Origin of the sequence: Vibrio sp. (assembly GCF_048266485.1) — a bacterium.
Classification (GTDB): Bacteria; Pseudomonadota; Gammaproteobacteria; order Enterobacterales; family Vibrionaceae; genus Vibrio.
This window is the reverse complement of the sequence record NZ_JBLWZK010000017.1, coordinates 19,281-36,476: the sequence shown is the minus strand read 5'-3', so window position 1 is coordinate 36,476 and position 17,196 is coordinate 19,281. Positions and strand designations below refer to the sequence as shown.

The 17,196-nt window shown below is 43.0% G+C and carries 17 protein-coding genes; 4 read left to right on the top strand and 13 right to left on the bottom strand.

The window, feature by feature from the left end; translation table 11 throughout:
• Positions 1–60: 60 nt before the first annotated feature.
• The 3 genes from ilvD to murQ all read left to right on the top strand — a co-directional run bounded on the left by ilvD (position 61) and on the right by murQ (position 4,470).
• Positions 61–1,902, top strand: a complete 1,842-nt coding sequence (gene ilvD, locus ACN0T8_RS14805) for a dihydroxy-acid dehydratase (RefSeq protein WP_417881394.1) — start codon at positions 61–63, stop codon at positions 1,900–1,902.
• Positions 1,903–1,907: 5 nt separating this feature from the next.
• Entirely contained in the window at positions 1,908–3,455 is a 1,548-nt protein-coding gene (gene ilvA, locus ACN0T8_RS14800) for a threonine ammonia-lyase, biosynthetic (RefSeq protein WP_417881393.1), read from the top strand.
• A gap of 115 nt (positions 3,456–3,570) precedes the next feature.
• Positions 3,571–4,470, top strand: a complete 900-nt coding sequence (gene murQ / locus ACN0T8_RS14795; protein ID WP_417881392.1) for an N-acetylmuramic acid 6-phosphate etherase — start codon at positions 3,571–3,573, stop codon at positions 4,468–4,470.
• Between the two features lie 44 nt (positions 4,471–4,514).
• On the opposite strand, the gene punR is transcribed toward murQ, so the two are convergent.
• Positions 4,515–5,414 (bottom strand): DNA-binding transcriptional activator PunR, encoded by a 900-nt coding sequence (punR, locus tag ACN0T8_RS14790; protein WP_417881391.1) that lies wholly within the window; start codon positions 5,412–5,414, stop codon positions 4,515–4,517.
• A 162-nt stretch (positions 5,415–5,576) separates the two neighbouring features.
• Between punR and punC the strand changes: the two genes are divergently transcribed.
• Positions 5,577–6,764: a purine nucleoside transporter PunC gene (gene punC / locus ACN0T8_RS14785; RefSeq protein WP_417881390.1), complete on the top strand. Its 1,188-nt coding sequence runs from the start codon at positions 5,577–5,579 to the stop codon at positions 6,762–6,764.
• A gap of 109 nt (positions 6,765–6,873) precedes the next feature.
• Here punC and glmU read toward each other — a convergent pair whose 3' ends face one another.
• The 12 genes from glmU to ACN0T8_RS14725 form a co-directional block, all read right to left on the bottom strand.
• Positions 6,874–8,235, bottom strand: a complete 1,362-nt coding sequence (gene glmU, locus ACN0T8_RS14780) for a bifunctional UDP-N-acetylglucosamine diphosphorylase/glucosamine-1-phosphate N-acetyltransferase GlmU (RefSeq protein ID WP_417881389.1) — start codon at positions 8,233–8,235, stop codon at positions 6,874–6,876.
• Between the two features lie 143 nt (positions 8,236–8,378).
• Positions 8,379–8,801 (bottom strand): F0F1 ATP synthase subunit epsilon, encoded by a 423-nt coding sequence (locus tag ACN0T8_RS14775; protein ID WP_417881388.1) that lies wholly within the window; start codon positions 8,799–8,801, stop codon positions 8,379–8,381.
• Between the two features lie 69 nt (positions 8,802–8,870).
• On the bottom strand, positions 8,871–10,274 hold the full coding sequence (gene atpD, locus ACN0T8_RS14770) for a F0F1 ATP synthase subunit beta (RefSeq protein WP_089138006.1): 1,404 nt from the start codon (positions 10,272–10,274) through the stop codon (positions 8,871–8,873).
• A gap of 69 nt (positions 10,275–10,343) precedes the next feature.
• Complete coding sequence (gene atpG / locus ACN0T8_RS14765) at positions 10,344–11,210, bottom strand: F0F1 ATP synthase subunit gamma (RefSeq protein ID WP_089138007.1); 867 nt, start codon at positions 11,208–11,210, stop codon at positions 10,344–10,346.
• A gap of 82 nt (positions 11,211–11,292) precedes the next feature.
• Positions 11,293–12,834: a F0F1 ATP synthase subunit alpha gene (gene atpA, locus ACN0T8_RS14760; RefSeq protein WP_417881387.1), complete on the bottom strand. Its 1,542-nt coding sequence runs from the start codon at positions 12,832–12,834 to the stop codon at positions 11,293–11,295.
• A gap of 13 nt (positions 12,835–12,847) precedes the next feature.
• Positions 12,848–13,378, bottom strand: a complete 531-nt coding sequence (atpH, locus tag ACN0T8_RS14755; protein WP_417881386.1) for a F0F1 ATP synthase subunit delta — start codon at positions 13,376–13,378, stop codon at positions 12,848–12,850.
• Positions 13,379–13,393: 15 nt separating this feature from the next.
• Entirely contained in the window at positions 13,394–13,864 is a 471-nt protein-coding gene (gene atpF, locus ACN0T8_RS14750) for a F0F1 ATP synthase subunit B (RefSeq protein WP_417881385.1), read from the bottom strand.
• Between the two features lie 50 nt (positions 13,865–13,914).
• Complete coding sequence (gene atpE, locus ACN0T8_RS14745) at positions 13,915–14,157, bottom strand: F0F1 ATP synthase subunit C (protein ID WP_017024253.1); 243 nt, start codon at positions 14,155–14,157, stop codon at positions 13,915–13,917.
• Positions 14,158–14,201: 44 nt separating this feature from the next.
• Complete coding sequence (gene atpB / locus ACN0T8_RS14740) at positions 14,202–14,978, bottom strand: F0F1 ATP synthase subunit A (RefSeq protein ID WP_417881384.1); 777 nt, start codon at positions 14,976–14,978, stop codon at positions 14,202–14,204.
• 12 nt (positions 14,979–14,990) lie between these two features.
• Positions 14,991–15,338, bottom strand: coding sequence for an ATP synthase subunit I (locus ACN0T8_RS14735; protein WP_417881383.1), 348 nt, complete (start codon positions 15,336–15,338; stop codon positions 14,991–14,993).
• A gap of 150 nt (positions 15,339–15,488) precedes the next feature.
• On the bottom strand, positions 15,489–16,373 hold the full coding sequence (locus ACN0T8_RS14730) for a ParB/RepB/Spo0J family partition protein (RefSeq protein ID WP_417881382.1): 885 nt from the start codon (positions 16,371–16,373) through the stop codon (positions 15,489–15,491).
• A gap of 37 nt (positions 16,374–16,410) precedes the next feature.
• Positions 16,411–17,193: a ParA family protein gene (locus tag ACN0T8_RS14725; protein WP_417881381.1), complete on the bottom strand. Its 783-nt coding sequence runs from the start codon at positions 17,191–17,193 to the stop codon at positions 16,411–16,413.
• Between the last annotated feature and the right edge of the window lie 3 nt (positions 17,194–17,196).

Here is a 17,196-nt window from a genome sequence, read left to right as displayed (position 1 = left end):
AACGCAGTTAACAAAGCTGCAGCTTCAAGTACGAAGGAGAGATTAAAAGGATTTAACACTATGCCTATTTATCGCTCCGCCACTACCACTCACGGCCGTAACATGGCTGGCGCACGTGCTTTATGGCGTGCCACCGGTGTAAAAGAAGAAGACTTCGGTAAACCAATTATCGCTGTAGTTAACTCATTTACTCAGTTTGTTCCCGGTCACGTCCACTTAAAAGACATGGGCCAACTGGTTGCCGCTGAAATTGAAAAGTCCGGTGGTATCGCCAAAGAATTTAACACCATCGCGGTGGATGATGGTATCGCTATGGGTCACGGCGGCATGCTGTATTCCCTACCATCGCGTGAATTGATTGCTGATTCTGTAGAGTATATGGTTAATGCTCACTGTGCTGATGCCATGGTCTGCATCTCTAACTGTGACAAGATCACTCCAGGAATGTTGATGGCATCTTTACGCCTAAATATTCCAGTAATCTTTGTTTCTGGTGGACCAATGGAAGCTGGTAAAACTAAGCTTTCAGATCAACTGATCAAACTGGATTTAGTGGATGCCATGATCCAAGGTGCGGATCCAAAAGTGTCTGATGAACAAAGTGAAAAAGTCGAGCGCTCTGCTTGCCCAACTTGTGGCTCATGTTCAGGCATGTTTACCGCCAACTCAATGAACTGCTTAACAGAAGCGCTAGGCTTAAGCCAGCCAGGTAATGGCTCTATGCTGGCCACTCACGCTGACCGTGAACAACTCTTCCTTAAAGCAGGTCAACGCATTGTTGAACTGACGAAACGTTACTACCTCGAAGATGATGACTCTGCATTGCCACGTAATATTGCCAATAAAGATGCCTTTGAAAATGCTATGGCACTCGATATCGCTATGGGCGGCTCAACCAATACGGTTCTGCACTTATTAGCGGCAGCTCAAGAAGGTGATATTAACTTTGTGATGGCGGATATCGATCGAATGTCTCGTCAAATTCCTAACATCTGTAAAGTGGCTCCCTCTACTCCAAAATACCATATGGAAGATGTTCACCGTGCTGGTGGTGTTATGGCGATTTTGGCAGAACTGGATCGTTCAGGTCTTATCAACAATCAAACCAAAACAGTCCTTGGCCTCACTATGTCTGAGCAATTAGCTCAATACGATATCATGCAAACGAAATCGGAAGAGGTGAAGAAATTTTTCCGCGCAGGCCCTGCTGGTATTCGTACCACTAAAGCCTTCTCACAAGATTGCCGCTGGGATACGCTCGATGATGACCGTGAAAATGGCTGTATTCGCACCAAAGCAAACGCTTTTAGCCAAGATGGTGGTCTTGCAGTACTCAGCGGTAATATTGCACTTGATGGCTGTATCGTAAAAACAGCCGGGGTTGATGAAAGCATTCTAAAATTCCAAGGCCCAGCGGTCGTATTTGAAAGCCAAGAAGATGCAGTTGAAGGCATTTTAGGTGGCAAAGTCAAAGCCGGTGATGTCGTGGTTATTCGTTACGAAGGCCCGAAAGGTGGCCCGGGTATGCAAGAAATGCTCTACCCAACTACTTACCTAAAATCGATGGGCTTAGGCAAAGAATGTGCGCTATTAACTGATGGACGCTTCTCTGGTGGTACATCAGGTTTATCGATTGGCCACGCCTCTCCAGAAGCAGCCAATGGCGGTACTATCGGTTTAGTCAACCAAGGTGACACGATTACCATCGACATTCCTAACCGTACCATTGAACTCGAAGTGAGCGAGCAAGAATTAGCAGAACGCCGCGCTAAACAAGATCAACTTGGTTGGAAACCAGCCGCTCGAGATCGCAGTGTATCTTTTGCATTAAAAGCTTACGCGATGTTAGCCACCAGCGCAGATAAAGGCGCGGTACGTGATAAATCTAAGCTTGAGGAGTAAACCTGATGCCAGATGAATCCCAACCGCTCAATTTGCCACATACTGGCGCAGAATACCTGCGCCACATTTTGCGCGCCCCCATTTATGAAGCAGCGATCGTCACTCCTTTTCAAGAAATGACCCGCTTATCGGAACGCTTAGGCAATAAAGTACAAATCAAGCGTGAAGACCGCCAGCCAGTTCACTCTTTTAAACTGCGCGGCGCCTACAATATGGTCGCCAGTTTAACCGAAGCACAAAAACAAGCCGGAGTGATTACGGCATCGGCGGGTAATCACGCTCAAGGTATTGCGCTATCTGGTCATTTACTCAATATCAAAGCTATTATCGTGATGCCGACCACGACACCAGATATCAAAGTTACCGCAGTACGTAACTTTGGTGGTGAAGTATTACTTCACGGTAGTAACTTTGATGAAGCCAAAGCCGAAGCTGAACGTTTAGCCCAATTACATGGCTATTCCTATGTACCACCTTTTGATCACCCATTAGTGATCGCTGGCCAAGGTACGATCGGTATGGAAATGCTGCAACAAAACGGCCATTTAGATTATATCTTTGTGCCTGTTGGTGGCGGTGGTTTAGCAGCCGGTGTGGCAGTGTTAATCAAACAATTAATGCCCGAGATTAAAGTGATTGCGGTTGAGCCGGAAGATTCTGCTTGTTTAAAAGCCGCACTCGATGCAGGTAAACCTGTGCCACTTGATCGCGTTAGCATGTTCGCCGATGGTGTGGCAGTAAAAATCATAGGCAATGAAACCTTCCGCGTCTGCCAAGCATACCTTGATGGACACATTACGGTTTCGAGCGATGAAATTTGCGCGGCAGTCAAAGACATCTTTGAAGATACTCGCGCCATTGCGGAACCTTCTGGTGCACTCGCTTTAGCCGGTTTGAAGAAGTTTACTGAACAACATCAGCTACAAGGTAAGCAACTTGGTACGGTGCTCTCTGGTGCCAACACCAACTTCCACGGACTACGCTATGTTTCAGAACGCTGCGAGCTAGGTGAAAAACGTGAAGGTTTGTTAGCAGTCACTATCCCTGAGCGTAAAGGCGCGTTCTTTGAATTTTGTCATCTAATCGGTGGCCGTGCCGTAACTGAGTTTAACTATCGTTATAACGATGATACGCAAGCCAATATTTTTGTCGGTGTTCGTCTGCAAGATGGTCAACAAGAGTTAGATAATATTGTTGAAGATTTACGCCATGGCGGCTATCCAGTAGCAGACCTGTCTGATGACGAAATGGCCAAGCTACACGTTCGATACATGGTGGGCGGAAAGCCACTCAAACCATTAAAAGAGCGTTTATACAGCTTTGAGTTTCCGGAATCCCCTGGCGCACTACTGAACTTCCTCAGCACCCTAGGCACTCATTGGAACATTAGCCTATTTAACTACCGTAACCATGGTGCAGATTATGGCCGAGTGTTATGTGGTTTTGAGCTAGAAGATTCCGATTTAGAACGCTTTTCAGCTCATTTAAAAGAGTTGGGTTACCAATATAAAGATGAAAATGACAGCCCGTCGTATAAGTTCTTTTTAAGTTAATACGAAAAATTGATGCGGCTTACAATAAAAACTAAGCCGCTATCATTTTATATATCTTCCTATTTTCCCCTCCACTCTGTATTTTATACTCATTGAATATAATGAGGTTTATACAATGAAAATTGATTTAACCCACTTAGTGACGGAAAGCCGAAATACTGCCAGTGCTGAGATTGATACTCTTTCAACACAAGAGATGCTGACCATCATTAACCAAGAAGATCAAAAAGTCCCTCTGGCGGTAAAAGCAGAACTACCCAAAATTGCTCAAGCAGTCGATGTGATCACCCAAGCGTTTGCCTCTGGTGGTCGATTGATTTATATGGGCGCAGGCACTTCTGGTCGACTAGGCATTCTTGATGCAAGTGAGTGCCCGCCAACTTATGGAAGCAACCCAGACCTAGTAGTCGGTTTAATTGCGGGTGGTTATCAAGCTATTTTAAAAGCGGTCGAGAATGCCGAAGATAATCTCGAACTCGGTCAGTCAGATCTTGAGTCACTAAATCTAACCAACAAAGATGTGGTAGTGGGAATCGCCGCCAGTGGCCGTACGCCTTATGTGATTGGCGGTTTGAAATATGCTAATTCAGTAGGCGCGACTACGGTATCACTGGCTTGCAACCCGGGTTGCCCAATGGAAGCACAAGCCAAAATCGTAATTACTCCGATTGTCGGTGCTGAAGTGGTGACTGGTTCATCTCGCATGAAAGCGGGTACCGCACAAAAACTAGTACTGAATATGTTAACCACTGGCGCGATGATTCGCAGTGGGAAAGTCTTTGGCAACCTAATGGTGGATGTAGAAGCCACTAACGCCAAACTCATTCAGCGCCAAACCAATATTGTGATGGAAGCAACGGGCGCGACAACTGAGCAAGCGGAACAAGCACTGAACGCATGTGACCGTCACTGCAAAACCGCTATTTTGATGCTTCTAGCTGATATTGATGCTAAGCAAGCAAAACAGCGTTTAACACAACATAACGGCTTTATTCGTAGTGCACTTAATCAGTAAAATTAAAGTACTGCAGACAATCCTGTAGTACTTAACACAATCTATTATTTAAGCCAATCTTGATACATTTTCTGGCTATCTCCAAGGTAATCTATTAGCCATTCCACCAGCTTATTGTCTTGGTTCTTACGCCACACTAAACAACAAGCGCTTAAGGGTTTATCACCCGTGAGGTCCACTTCAATTAAATCACCTTGCTCGATAAAAAATGATGCCATGTGACGCGGCATATACCCCATTCCAACTTTATTTTTTAAACACTCAATCGCACTAAACCAATTAGGCAGTAATAAACGACGCTGCTGTGCAGAATGCCAAGTATGGCGTTTAGGTAGAATAGTCGAAGTATCATCCAAACAAATGGCTGGGATCGCGGCTAAATCGTCATCGGTTAATTCGCTTTGACTCGCTAATGGGTGGTCGGCGGCCATCACATACGCCCAGTCAATGCTGCCCATTGGTTTAACACCATAATCACCACTCACTGGAATCGCCGAAGTTGCTCCTATCACGACATCTGCACGTCCTTCAGAAATCGCTTCCCATGAGCCATTAAATACCTCCATGTTGATCTGCAATTCGGCATAATCGAAAGTATTATAAAAATCCTCAATTAAAGGTTTTAACTGCTCAAGTTTGACGATGTTATCTAGGGTTAGCTTAACGGTTTTATGGTAACCACTTTCGACTCGCTTGGTTTGTGCTTTCACTTCTTCCATTTGACGCAATAACTGACGCGCCTCTTTAATAAAGTGTTCCCCAGCTTCGGTTAATTGCACTTTGCGAGTTAATCGATGAAATAATTTCACACCAAGCTCTTGTTCAACCTGACGAACCGCATAACTTATCGCCGAAGGGACTTTGTGTAATTGCTCTGCTGCTGCAGTAAAACTGCCCATACGTGCTACAGTATCGAGCATTTGTAGTGATTGCTTTGAATACATATTCCCTTCCACTTCGCTCATTTTTCAATTTATCCACCCATTCATTTATCAAAAAAATTGAACGATGAGTTAAAATTATAACGTTTAATTTCTCAGATAGAAAAATTTATAATGTGATTAATCTTTGGCATTACGTCAATTTCTATCCTGAACGGTCGCTTTATGAATATCGCAAAAACACAATTATTTTATCTTGCTGCATTATCTATGTTGGGCTTTGTTGCCACCGACATGTATTTGCCAGCATTCAAAACCTTAGAAGCGCATTTTTCTACTGGTCCAGAATCGATTGCTTTATCTTTATCGATCTTTTTGGCCGGTATGGCTTCTGGCCAGCTGTTATGGGGTTTAGCTTCTGATAAGTTTGGTCATCGTAATACACTAGCCACTGGCTTAGTGTTGTTTTCCTTGGCTTCACTCGGTTTAGGTTTTAGCCAAGAAGTATGGCAATTATTGACTCTACGCTTTATTCAAGCAATTGGGGTTTGTGCGCCAGCGGTGATCTGGCAAGCGATGGTGATTAAGCGCTACTCAAGCTCAGTTAGTCAACAAGTGTTTGCTTCGATTATGCCGTTAGTGGCTTTATCGCCTGCTATCGCACCACAACTTGGTGTTTTCTTGATGAGCCACTTTGGTTGGTCGAGCATCTTTATTTTCTTAACTGTAGTTGGTGCCGCGCTAACTTGGATGACACTAGCTCAACCAAAAGATCCAGCAGCCGAACCAAAACAGACGTCTATCAAGCAAGATATTAAAGGCTTGTTTGGCTCTCGCGTTTACCTAGGTAACGTATTAATGTTTGCTATGGCTTCAGCATGTTTCTTTGCCTACCTTACCGGTATGCCAGAAATCATGACATCTATGGGCTATGACGCGAAAGATATAGGTTTAAGCTTTGTTCCTCAAACCATTGCATTTATGGCCGGTGGTTACTTTGGTAAACGTTATGTCGCCAAACTCGGTGATAGTAAGGTATTAAAAGCTTTATTAGCCCTATTCACGGTTTCATCTATCGTGATGTTTATTGCCTCGCAAATGAACATCAGCACGATTTGGCCTGTGTTGATCCCGTTCTGCTTTATTGCTGTCGCGAATGGTGCGTTATACCCAATCGTAGTCAATCGTGCACTATCCAGTTGCAAAAACAGCCCTGCTACCGCTGCGGGGCTGCAAAATAGCTTACAGATTTGTATCAGTGGCTTAGCCAGTGCTTTAGTGGCGGCGTTTGCCAGCCAAGCACTGCCAACCACTGGTTTTGTTGCTGTGTTATGTACGCTTGGCTTATTAGCTGGTTACTTGTTCTCAGTATCAAAAGTAGAAGTGACTGCGGAGTTAGTGGAAGAAGTATAGTTTCTCGTTTCTCGTTTCTCGTTTCTCGTTTCTCGTTTCTCGTTTCTCGAGGCTAGATACAACAAAGCCCACTCAGTTTGAGTGGGCTTTTTAATAGTAACGAAATAAACTATTTCTTTTTCGTTGGGCGCTTCCAACCAGCAATGACACGCTCTTTCGCTCGTGTGATCACTAATTCATTCTCAGCCACATCTTTCGTTACTGTGGTACCAGCACCAATGGTTGAACCATCGGCAATCGTAACAGGTGCGATTAATTGAGAATCGGAACCCACAAATACATCATCGCCAATGGTAGTCTTAAACTTGTTCGCACCATCGTAATTGCAAGTGATCACGCCGGCACCAACATTTACCCGATCACCAATTTGTGCATCGCCTAAATAAGTTAAATGGCCTGCTTTAGAGTCTTCACCTAAGGTGGCATTTTTGATTTCGACAAAGTTTCCCACGTGAGCAGCTTTTTTCAGATCAGAACCTGGGCGTAAACGCGCATAAGGCCCGACAGTACATTCTTCACCAACAACAGACTCTTCAACAATGCTATAAGGGTAAAGAATAGCGTTATCTTTAATCTCACAATCTTTTAATATACAGCCAGCACCGATCTGGACATTATTACCAATGGTAACTTTACCTTTTAAGATAACATTAACATCAATTTCAACATCCATTCCAAAGTGTACTTCTCCACGTAAATCAAAACGATTTGGATCACGCAGCATCACACCTTGTTCTAATAGTCTTTGTGCCTGCATTGACTGATAGGCTCTTTCCAGTCTTGCTAGCTGGGCTCTATCATTAACGCCCTCAACCTCTATAGGGCTGACAGGATGAACAGCTTCAACGGCACGGCCTTCTTTATGGGCCGCGGCAATAATATCGGTGAGATAATATTCGCCTTGAGCATTTTCATTTTTAAGCGCGGAGAGCCAACGCTTTAAATCACCGCCAGTGGCAACCATCACGCCGGTGTTGATCTCTTTAATTAGCTTTTGTTCTTCCGTAGCATCTTTTTGTTCAACAATCGCCACAACTGGGCCATTTTTACGAATAATACGGCCGTAACCTTCTGGTTTTTTCAAAATAACCGTTAGTAGCGCAATACCACCATTTGGTTGAGCATCGAGTAAGTTTTCAATGGTTTCACTAGAAATTAATGGGACATCACCATATAAAATAAGAACTTTTTCATCGTCAGAAAAATCGGGAGCCGCTTGATTTACCGCGTGGCCGGTTCCAAGTTGTTGTTCTTGTAGTACCCAATTAACTGGCTCAGCACCTAAAGCTTCCTTCATTTGATCACCACCGTGGCCATAAACCAAATGAATATTTTGAGCACCCACTTTGGCACAAGTATCAATGACATGTTTTGCCATCGGACGACCAGCTAAGCGGTGCAGGACTTTAGGTTTTTCAGAATACATGCGAGTACCTTTACCCGCAGCAAGAATGACAGCACTAAAATTCATAAAGCATTACCTATAAGATTAATCTGCAAAGATTCTACCTTAAAAGTAGTTACTTTGACCAAAGTTTGAGACGCACTAACAAAAAAACAACAAAAAAGGCGACCTTAGGCCGCCTTTTATTCTTACTCTATTACCGCTAAAACTTAACGATGTGATTTACGCGTTAATTCAATTACTCGTAACTGAGCGATTGCTTTCGCCAGATCACTGCTCGCTTTAACGAAGTCAATGTCGCCATGCTGATTCTTAATATTTTCCTCAGCTTTGCGTTTGGCTTCTTCAGCCTTAGCTGCATCTAAGTCTTCACCACGGATTGCGGTATCAGCCAGTACTGTTGCAGTACCCGGTTGAACTTCAACCATACCACCAGAAATATAAATAATTTCTTCGTGGCCGTGTTGTTTCACTAAACGCACCATACCAGGCTTAATAGCAGTCAGAAGTGGAGTGTGTCCTGGGTAAATACCTAGTTCACCTTCACTACCTGTCACCATAAAAGATTCGACAGTACCAGAAAATAATTTTTTCTCAGCACTTACGATGTCTAGGTGAAAAGTCATAGCCATGTTGCCTCCTAATTAGCTTATAGCTTAATAAACTCAGTGTTTAAATTTAAACGTCTTTGTCTGTTAAACTTAAAGCTTCTTAGCGTTCTCTACTGCGTCGTCAATCGAACCACAGTACATGAATGCTTGCTCAGGAATATCATCGTAGTCACCAGCGATCAGACCTTTAAAGCCGCGTAGTGTTTCTTTTAGAGAAACGTACACACCAGGGTCACCAGTAAATACTTCCGCTACGTGATAAGGCTGAGTTAGGAAACGTTCAATCTTACGAGCACGAGATACAAGTTGCTTATCTTCTTCAGATAATTCATCCATACCCAAGATCGCGATGATGTCTTTTAACTCTTTATAACGTTGTAGAGTAGTCTGTACACCTTGCGCTACATCGTAGTGCTCTTGACCAACCACTAGTGGATCTAACATACGAGATGAAGAATCTAGTGGGTCAATCGCAGGGTATAGACCCATAGCTGCGATGTTACGGTTAAGTACAACTGTTGCATCCAAGTGAGCAAACGTTGTCGCTGGAGATGGGTCAGTTAAGTCATCCGCAGGTACGTATACCGCTTGTACAGAAGTGATAGAACCATTCTTAGTAGAAGTGATACGCTCTTGAAGCACACCCATTTCTTCCGCTAGCGTTGGCTGATAACCTACCGCAGATGGCATACGGCCTAGTAGAGCCGATACCTCTGTACCCGCAAGGGTATAACGGTAAATGTTATCGATGAACAGTAGTACATCACGGCCTTCATCACGGAATTTTTCCGCCATGGTTAGACCAGTCAATGCTACGCGTAGACGGTTACCTGGTGGCTCGTTCATTTGACCGTAAACCATTGCTACTTTTGATTTTTCAGGCTCTTCGATATTTACAACACCGGCTTCCTGCATTTCAAAATAGAAATCGTTACCTTCACGAGTACGTTCACCAACACCAGCAAACACTGATAGACCTGAGTGTTGTAGTGCGATGTTGTTGATAAGTTCCATCATGTTAACGGTCTTACCTACACCTGCACCACCGAATAGACCGATTTTACCACCCTTAGCGAATGGACAAATTAAGTCGATTACTTTAACACCGGTTTCTAGAAGTTCAGTTACGTTCGACTGCTCTTCGTAGCTTGGTGCAGCACGGTGAATCGCATAGTTTTCTTCTGCGCCAATTTCACCACACTCATCGATAGCATCACCTAATACGTTCATGATGCGACCAAGTGTTTTTGTTCCTACTGGTACTGAGATTGGAGCGCCTGTATTAACCACTTCCAAACCACGACGTAAACCATCAGAGCTACCCATTACGATTGCGCGAATTACGCCACCGCCAAGTTGCTGTTGAACTTCAAGAACAAGACGTTCTTTTGCGTCAACAACGTTCAGGGCATCGTATACACGAGGTACACTGTCCTGTGGGAACTCTACGTCGACTACTGCACCGATGATCTGTACGATCTTACCTGTAGCCATCGTTAATCCTCTAAACTATTAATTTACCTAAGCTTCATTCAAATAACGAAACCTGATTTAACAATAAAATTAAACTGCTGCTGCACCAGATACGATTTCTGATAACTCTTGTGTAATCGCCGCTTGACGGGCTTTGTTATACACAAGTTCTAAATCTTCAATCAGATTACTCGCATTATCTGTTGCTGCTTGCATCGCAATCATTCGGGCTGCCATCTCACATGCGAGATTTTCTACCACGCCTTGATACACTTGAGATTCAACATAACGTCGAAGCAAAGTATCTAATAACGGCTTAGGCTCAGGCTCATAAATATAATCCCAAGAATGAGTGCGTTTCATGTCATCGCTATCCGATTTAGGCAAAGGTAGCAATTGATCGATCTTAGGTTCTTGAACCATAGTGTTAACGAACCGGTTAAATACTACGTATAGGCGATCAAGTTCACCTTCGTCGTATTTTTTCAGCATTACACCGACAGAACCAATCAAAGATTCAAGACTAGGCTCATCACCTAAACCTGAAATTTGAGCAGATACTTTAGCGCCAGTATGTCTGAAGAAGGCGGTAGCTTTACTACCAATCACTGCAAGTTCAACACTTGCACCTTTATCAGACCATGCCTTCATGTCGTTTAATGCAGCTTTAAACAAGTTAATGTTTAAACCACCACATAAACCACGGTCGGTTGACACGATAATGTAGCCTACTTTTTTAGCTTCACGCTCCTCAAGATAAGGGTGCTTATACTCAAGGTTGGCATTGGCTACATGACCGATCACTTTACGCATTGTTTCTGCATATGGTCGAGACGATTCCATCGCGTCTTGTGTACGACGCATCTTGGAAGCCGCAACCATTTTCATTGCCTTCGTAATTTTTTGTGTGCTCTTAACACTACCAATTTTAGTACGAATCTCTTTTGCGCCGGCCATCGTTACTCTCCTTTAATGGACATTCGCTAACTGGTGATGCTGATAACTAAGATTTAAATTAATCATAAACATCACCTACGAATTACCAGGTCTGGGTTGCTACGAAACCATCAACCAACTTCTTAAGTGTGGCTTCGATTTCATCGTTATAAGCACCCGTCTTGTTGATTTCAGCAACGAAATCAGCAAACTGACCGTGAGCGTACGATAGAAGAGCGGCTTCAAAATCAGCTAATTTGTTTAGCTCGATCGTGTCTAAATAACCGCGCTCAGCAGCAAAGATAACTAATGCTTGGTCAAATACAGAGAATGGAGCGTATTGCTTCTGCTTCATTAACTCAGTTACTTTTTGACCATGGTCCAACTGCTTCTTAGTTGCAGCATCAAGATCAGATGAGAACTGAGCAAACGCGGCTAGTTCACGATACTGTGCAAGTGCAGTACGAATACCACCAGACAGTTTCTTAATGATCTTAGTTTGTGCTGAACCACCTACACGAGATACCGAAATACCTGGGTCAACCGCAGGGCGAACACCGGCATTAAATAGCTCAGTTTGTAGGAAGATCTGACCATCGGTAATCGAAATTACGTTAGTCGGTACGAATGCAGATACGTCACCAGCTTGTGTTTCAATGATAGGAAGAGCGGTTAAAGAACCCGTCTTACCTTTCACTTCACCGTTAGTAAACTTCTCAACATACTCTTCGCTTACACGAGAAGCACGCTCTAGTAGACGAGAGTGAAGGTAGAAAACATCACCTGGGAATGCTTCACGACCTGGTGGACGTTTTAGAAGTAGAGAAATCTGACGGTAAGCCACCGCTTGTTTAGATAGATCATCATAAACAATCAGTGCATCTTCACCGCGATCACGGAAGTATTCACCCATTGCACAACCTGAATATGGAGCCAGGTATTGCAATGCCGCAGACTCAGAAGCCGATGCTACAACCACGATAGTGTTTGCTAGTGCGCCGTGTTCTTCAAGTTTACGTACTACGTTAGCGATAGTAGAGGCTTTTTGGCCAATTGCTACGTAGATAGAGAAGATTCCAGAATCTTTCTGGTTAATGATCGCATCAATCGCCATCGCTGTTTTACCAGTCTGACGGTCACCGATGATAAGCTCACGCTGACCACGGCCGATTGGAATCATTGAGTCAACAGACTTGTAGCCAGTTTGTACTGGTTGGTCTACTGATTTACGATCGATAACACCTGGTGCAATCATTTCTACTGGAGAAGTGAGTTTTGCATCAATAGGACCTTTACCATCAATTGGTTGACCTAGTGTGTTTACCACACGACCAAGCAATTCAGGACCTACAGGTACTTCAAGGATACGACCAGTACCCGTTACTTTCATGCCTTCCTGAAGGTTAGCATACGGGCCCATTACAACCGCACCAACCGAGTCACGCTCAAGGTTAAGTGCAAGCGCGTAAAGACCGCCCGGTAGTTCAATCATTTCACCCTGCATCACATCGGCTAAACCGTGGATGCGGATAATACCATCGCTCACAGAGACGATAGTACCTTCATTGCGTGCTTCACTCACAACATCGAATTTCTCGATACGCTGTTTGATCAGCTCACTAATTTCTGTGGAATTAAGTTGCATGCTCCAATCCCCATTAAGACATTAATGCGTCACTCAAACGGTTCAAACGACCGCGAGTTGAGTTGTCGATTATTAAGTCTCCGGCTCGAATAATAACTCCACTAAGTAGAGTCTCATCTACACTGCAATTCAGCTTTACTTTACGATCAAGACGCTGCTCGAGTTTTTTGCTGATTTCTGCTAATTGAGTTTCAGTTAGTGTGCTTGCTGAAACAACACTCACATCTACTTGATTATCTAATTCTTTTTTCAGAATAGAGAACTCTTCACAAATCTCAGGAAGGGCCTTTAAGCGACCATTCTCAGCAAGAACTTTTAAAAAGTTTTTACCGTTTTCGTCAAACTCAGCGCAAATTGAAACAAAGACTTCAGCTAATTGATCCGCGGCAAGCGCTTTATTCAATAAACCAACTACATCTTTATTTCTTGCGACTTCAGCAGCGAAAGAAAGCATTTCCGACCACTGGTCTACTGCCTCTTTCTCAACCGAAAATTCAAAAGCTGCTTTAGCATAGGGGCGTGCGATTGTAGTCAAATCAGACATATGCTGCCCCTCTAGTTACAATTTTGCAGTAATATCGTCGAGAATATCTTGGTTTACGTTCTGATCAATAGAACGCTCCAAAATTTTCTCAGCACCGGCGATAGCTAATATAGCTACTTGCTTACGAAGTTCATCGCGCGCGCGATTACGTTCAGTTTCAATTTCAGCACGGCCTTGATCTAAGATCTTTTGACGCTCAGTTTGAGCTTCAAGTTGGCTTTCTTCTAAAATTTGACTTTTACGCTTATTCGCTTGATCGATGATCTCAGCAGCAGCTTTTTTCGCTTCTTTCAATTTGTCTGAAGCATTAGCTTGTGCTAGGCTCAAGTCTTTAGCTGCGCGGTCAGCGGCTGCTAAACCATCAGCAATATTTTTCTGACGGTTTTCGATAGCTGCCATTAGTGGAGGCCATACATATTTCATGCAGAACCACACAAACAGCACGAATGCTAGCGCTTGACCTAACAGAGTTGCGTTAATGTTCACCGCACACTCTCCTTTGTTTGCAATTTAAAAACAAATACCGGGATGAAAAGTTATCCGGCGACCGCAAACATCACATACAGACCTAGACCAACAGCGATCATAGGAATCGCATCCACAAGGCCCATTACGATGAAGAACTGAGTACGTAGTAGAGGGATTAGATCTGGTTGACGAGCTGCACCTTCTAGGAATTTACCACCTAGCATACCGATACCAATAGCCGCACCGATTGCCGCTAGACCCATCATGATAGCCGCAGCGATGTACAGCAGATCCATGTTTAAGTTTTCCATTTATAACTCCAAGTTTTATCTGAATGTTATGTAAAAATTTTTTATTAATGTTCTTCTGATGCTTGGGATAGATAAACTATCGTCAAAATCATAAAGATAAATGCCTGCAGGGTGATGATCAATATATGGAAAATCGCCCAAGGCACGGATAGAACCCATTGTGACCACCAAGGCAAAAGCCCTGCGATCAGAATAAAAATCAACTCACCCGCATACATATTACCGAATAAACGCAAGCCTAAAGAGACTGGTTTAGCCAATAACGTTACGCCTTCCAAAATCAGGTTAATTGGAATAAATGCCCAATGATTGAAAGGTTGTAAGCCAAGCTCTTTGGCAAATCCACCGATACCTTTTATCTTAATGCTGTAATAAAGAATCAAGATAAATACACCAAGTGACATCGACATCGTAATGTTAACGTCAGCGGTAGGTACAACACGTAGATAAGGAATTCCTAAAAGCGTCGCTGTATGTGGAATAAAGTCGACTGGAATAAGATCCATTAGGTTCATTAGAAATACCCATCCGAAGATGGTTAACGCTAATGGAGCCACTAATGCGTTCTTCCCATGGAAAATATCTTTTACTGAGGCATCAACAAACTCAACGACCATTTCGACGAAGCACTGAAGCTTTCCTGGTACACCGCTAGTGGCTTTTTTGCCAACACGGTAAAAGATCCACATCATTAACGAGCCTAAAAGGATCGAAAATATTAATGAATCAATATTAAACGTCCAGAAACCGCTACCAGCTTGTAAGTTCGTAAGATGGTGTGAGATGTACTCCTGAGGAGTTAATTCACCTGAACCAGCCATTAGATATCCTGTCTAATTACGTTTGATAAAACCAAATGACATAATGCATTGCACAACAAAAGCTAATATGTAGCCTGAAAAGAAAGTAATTAAATGCACTTCTGTGTACTTGAAAAAATACACAAAGAGAGCAACGGTGATTACAAACTTATAAGCTAAACCAATATAGGCTTTCGCCATTACTTTTACTGCCGTATCCGCCCCAGGCTTGTTTAAATACAAACGTGTTACGATATACGGGATGCAGTACACCAGCCCCCCAAAAATGGCAGATTGACTCGCCATATCTCCCTGAACATACAAACTGATCAAGCTAAATGCACCAACTACAATAAACTGAGTTAAAACTAAAAAAAACATTCTATTTACACCCAATTACATTTGTTTTTGGTTCAGCTGTATGCGCAGAACATATTACACCTTACTTTGTTTCTAATACAGAGAAGAGCAAGGCGTAAAATGATTATTTTCACATTCTGTTAATTGTTTGGCGATATTATAGTAACAAGGTTAATTTCTAACTAACTTTGTGTTAAGGAGCATTTCCAGCTCCTCAATATCGTCAAAATCAATGGTGACCTTGCCTTTGCCTTTAGCATTACGACGAATCACCACCTTCGTACCAAATTGCTCAGAAAGCTTTTCCGCCAGACCTAACGCTGGAATATCTTCCTCAGTGGGTTTCACTTCCACTGGTTCTAAATGTTTTTTGACTAGAGCTTCAGTTTGTCTAACGGTTAATTTCTTGGCAACTACAATTTTTGCAACATTACTTTGATCGCATAACTCCAGAGATAAAAGGGCTCGAGCGTGTCCCATTTCTAGTTCTTTTGATATAACGCAATGCTTTACAGACTCATCAAGCGTATTGAGGCGCAGCAAATTGGTTACCGCTGTGCGGGATTTACCAATCGCATCGGCGACTTGTTGATGAGTCAATTCAAATTCTTTTTGTAAGCGTTCTAATGCTTGCGCTTCTTCGATGGCATTAAGATTTTCACGTTGAATATTTTCAATTAACGCCATCGCAATGGCAGCACGATCCTGAACATTCTTAACCACACAAGGTACTTGAGTTAGTCCTGCGAGTTTAGCGGCACGCCAACGACGCTCACCAGCAATAATTTCATACTGTAATTCATTGATTTTACGAACAACTAATGGCTGAATAATACCTTGCGAGCGAATAGAGGAGGATAATTCTTGCAACGCTTCTGGTTGGATATCTTTTCTTGGTTGGTATTTACCGGGGGACAATTGTGAAATAGAAATATCTGCCAGTTGGCCTTCAGAAGATAGTGCTTGGCTATATGCCACTTTTTGTTGTTTTTCTCGAGCTTGTGAGCTAGTAGAAAGCAGAGCATCAAGACCTTTACCTAAACCACGTTTAGACATCTGAGGGTTTTCCTTTATTTCTTAATTCAAGAGAGGGTTAAGCCATTATCGCTTGCGCTTCTTCACGACGCAAAATTTCTCCAGCTAATGCCAAGTAGGCTTTAGAGCCAGCAGAATATTTATCATAATACATAGTGGGCTTACCATGGCTAGGCGCCTCAGCTAGACGAACATTCCGTGGGATAACGGTGCGATACATTTTATCGCCAAAGTGTTTTTTAAGCTGTTCAGAAACATCGTTAGACAAACGGTTTCTAGGATCAAACATGGTACGTAAAATCCCTTCAATTTTTAAATCATGATTGACTACTGCAGCCAACTTACTAATGGTATCCATCAGTGCAGTTAAGCCTTCTAAGGCAAAATATTCACATTGCATTGGTACTAAAACAGAATGTGAAGCCGCCATCGCATTGACAGTCAATAAGTTTAACGAAGGTGGACAATCGATAAAAATATAATCGTATTGTCGCCACACATCAGCAAGGGTATTTTTAAGACGAAGTTCTCGAGCAAACACTTCCATTAGTTTAATTTCAGCAGCTGTCACGTCACCATTAGCGGCAATTAAATCATAGCCAGCAGGCGTATTGCGACACACAACTTCATCAAAAGATGTTTGCTCAACCAATAAATCATAAGCGGTAAAATCAACATCATACTTATTAATACCACTGGCCATCGTGGCATTGCCTTGTGGATCTAAATCAATAACTAAGACGTTTCTTTTGGTTGCAGCCATAGACGCAGCAAGGTTAACGCACGTTGTCGTTTTCCCTACCCCACCTTTTTGATTCGCAATGGAAATGATTTTACCCACGAG

Excerpts from the sequence above, each read along its gene's own strand:
- atpG (WP_089138007.1), bottom strand. The coding sequence starts at position 11,210 with ATGGCCGGCGCAAAAGAGATTCGTACTAAAATTGGTAGTGTTAAGAGC.
- atpE (WP_017024253.1), bottom strand. The coding sequence starts at position 14,157 with ATGGAAAACTTAAACATGGATCTGCTGTACATCGCTGCGGCTATCATG.
- atpD (WP_089138006.1), bottom strand. The coding sequence starts at position 10,274 with ATGGCTACAGGTAAGATCGTACAGATCATCGGTGCAGTAGTCGACGTA.
- atpH (WP_417881386.1), bottom strand. The coding sequence starts at position 13,378 with ATGTCTGATTTGACTACAATCGCACGCCCCTATGCTAAAGCAGCTTTT.
- ilvD (WP_417881394.1), top strand. The coding sequence starts at position 61 with ATGCCTATTTATCGCTCCGCCACTACCACTCACGGCCGTAACATGGCT.
- ilvA (WP_417881393.1), top strand. The coding sequence starts at position 1,908 with ATGCCAGATGAATCCCAACCGCTCAATTTGCCACATACTGGCGCAGAA.
- glmU (WP_417881389.1), bottom strand. The coding sequence starts at position 8,235 with ATGAATTTTAGTGCTGTCATTCTTGCTGCGGGTAAAGGTACTCGCATG.
- ACN0T8_RS14775 (WP_417881388.1), bottom strand. The coding sequence starts at position 8,801 with ATGGCTATGACTTTTCACCTAGACATCGTAAGTGCTGAGAAAAAATTA.
- atpB (WP_417881384.1), bottom strand. The coding sequence starts at position 14,978 with ATGGCTGGTTCAGGTGAATTAACTCCTCAGGAGTACATCTCACACCAT.
- ACN0T8_RS14730 (WP_417881382.1), bottom strand. The coding sequence starts at position 16,373 with ATGTCTAAACGTGGTTTAGGTAAAGGTCTTGATGCTCTGCTTTCTACT.
- ACN0T8_RS14735 (WP_417881383.1), bottom strand. The coding sequence starts at position 15,338 with ATGTTTTTTTTAGTTTTAACTCAGTTTATTGTAGTTGGTGCATTTAGC.
- punC (WP_417881390.1), top strand. The coding sequence starts at position 5,577 with ATGAATATCGCAAAAACACAATTATTTTATCTTGCTGCATTATCTATG.
- atpA (WP_417881387.1), bottom strand. The coding sequence starts at position 12,834 with ATGCAACTTAATTCCACAGAAATTAGTGAGCTGATCAAACAGCGTATC.
- murQ (WP_417881392.1), top strand. The coding sequence starts at position 3,571 with ATGAAAATTGATTTAACCCACTTAGTGACGGAAAGCCGAAATACTGCC.
- punR (WP_417881391.1), bottom strand. The coding sequence starts at position 5,414 with ATGTATTCAAAGCAATCACTACAAATGCTCGATACTGTAGCACGTATG.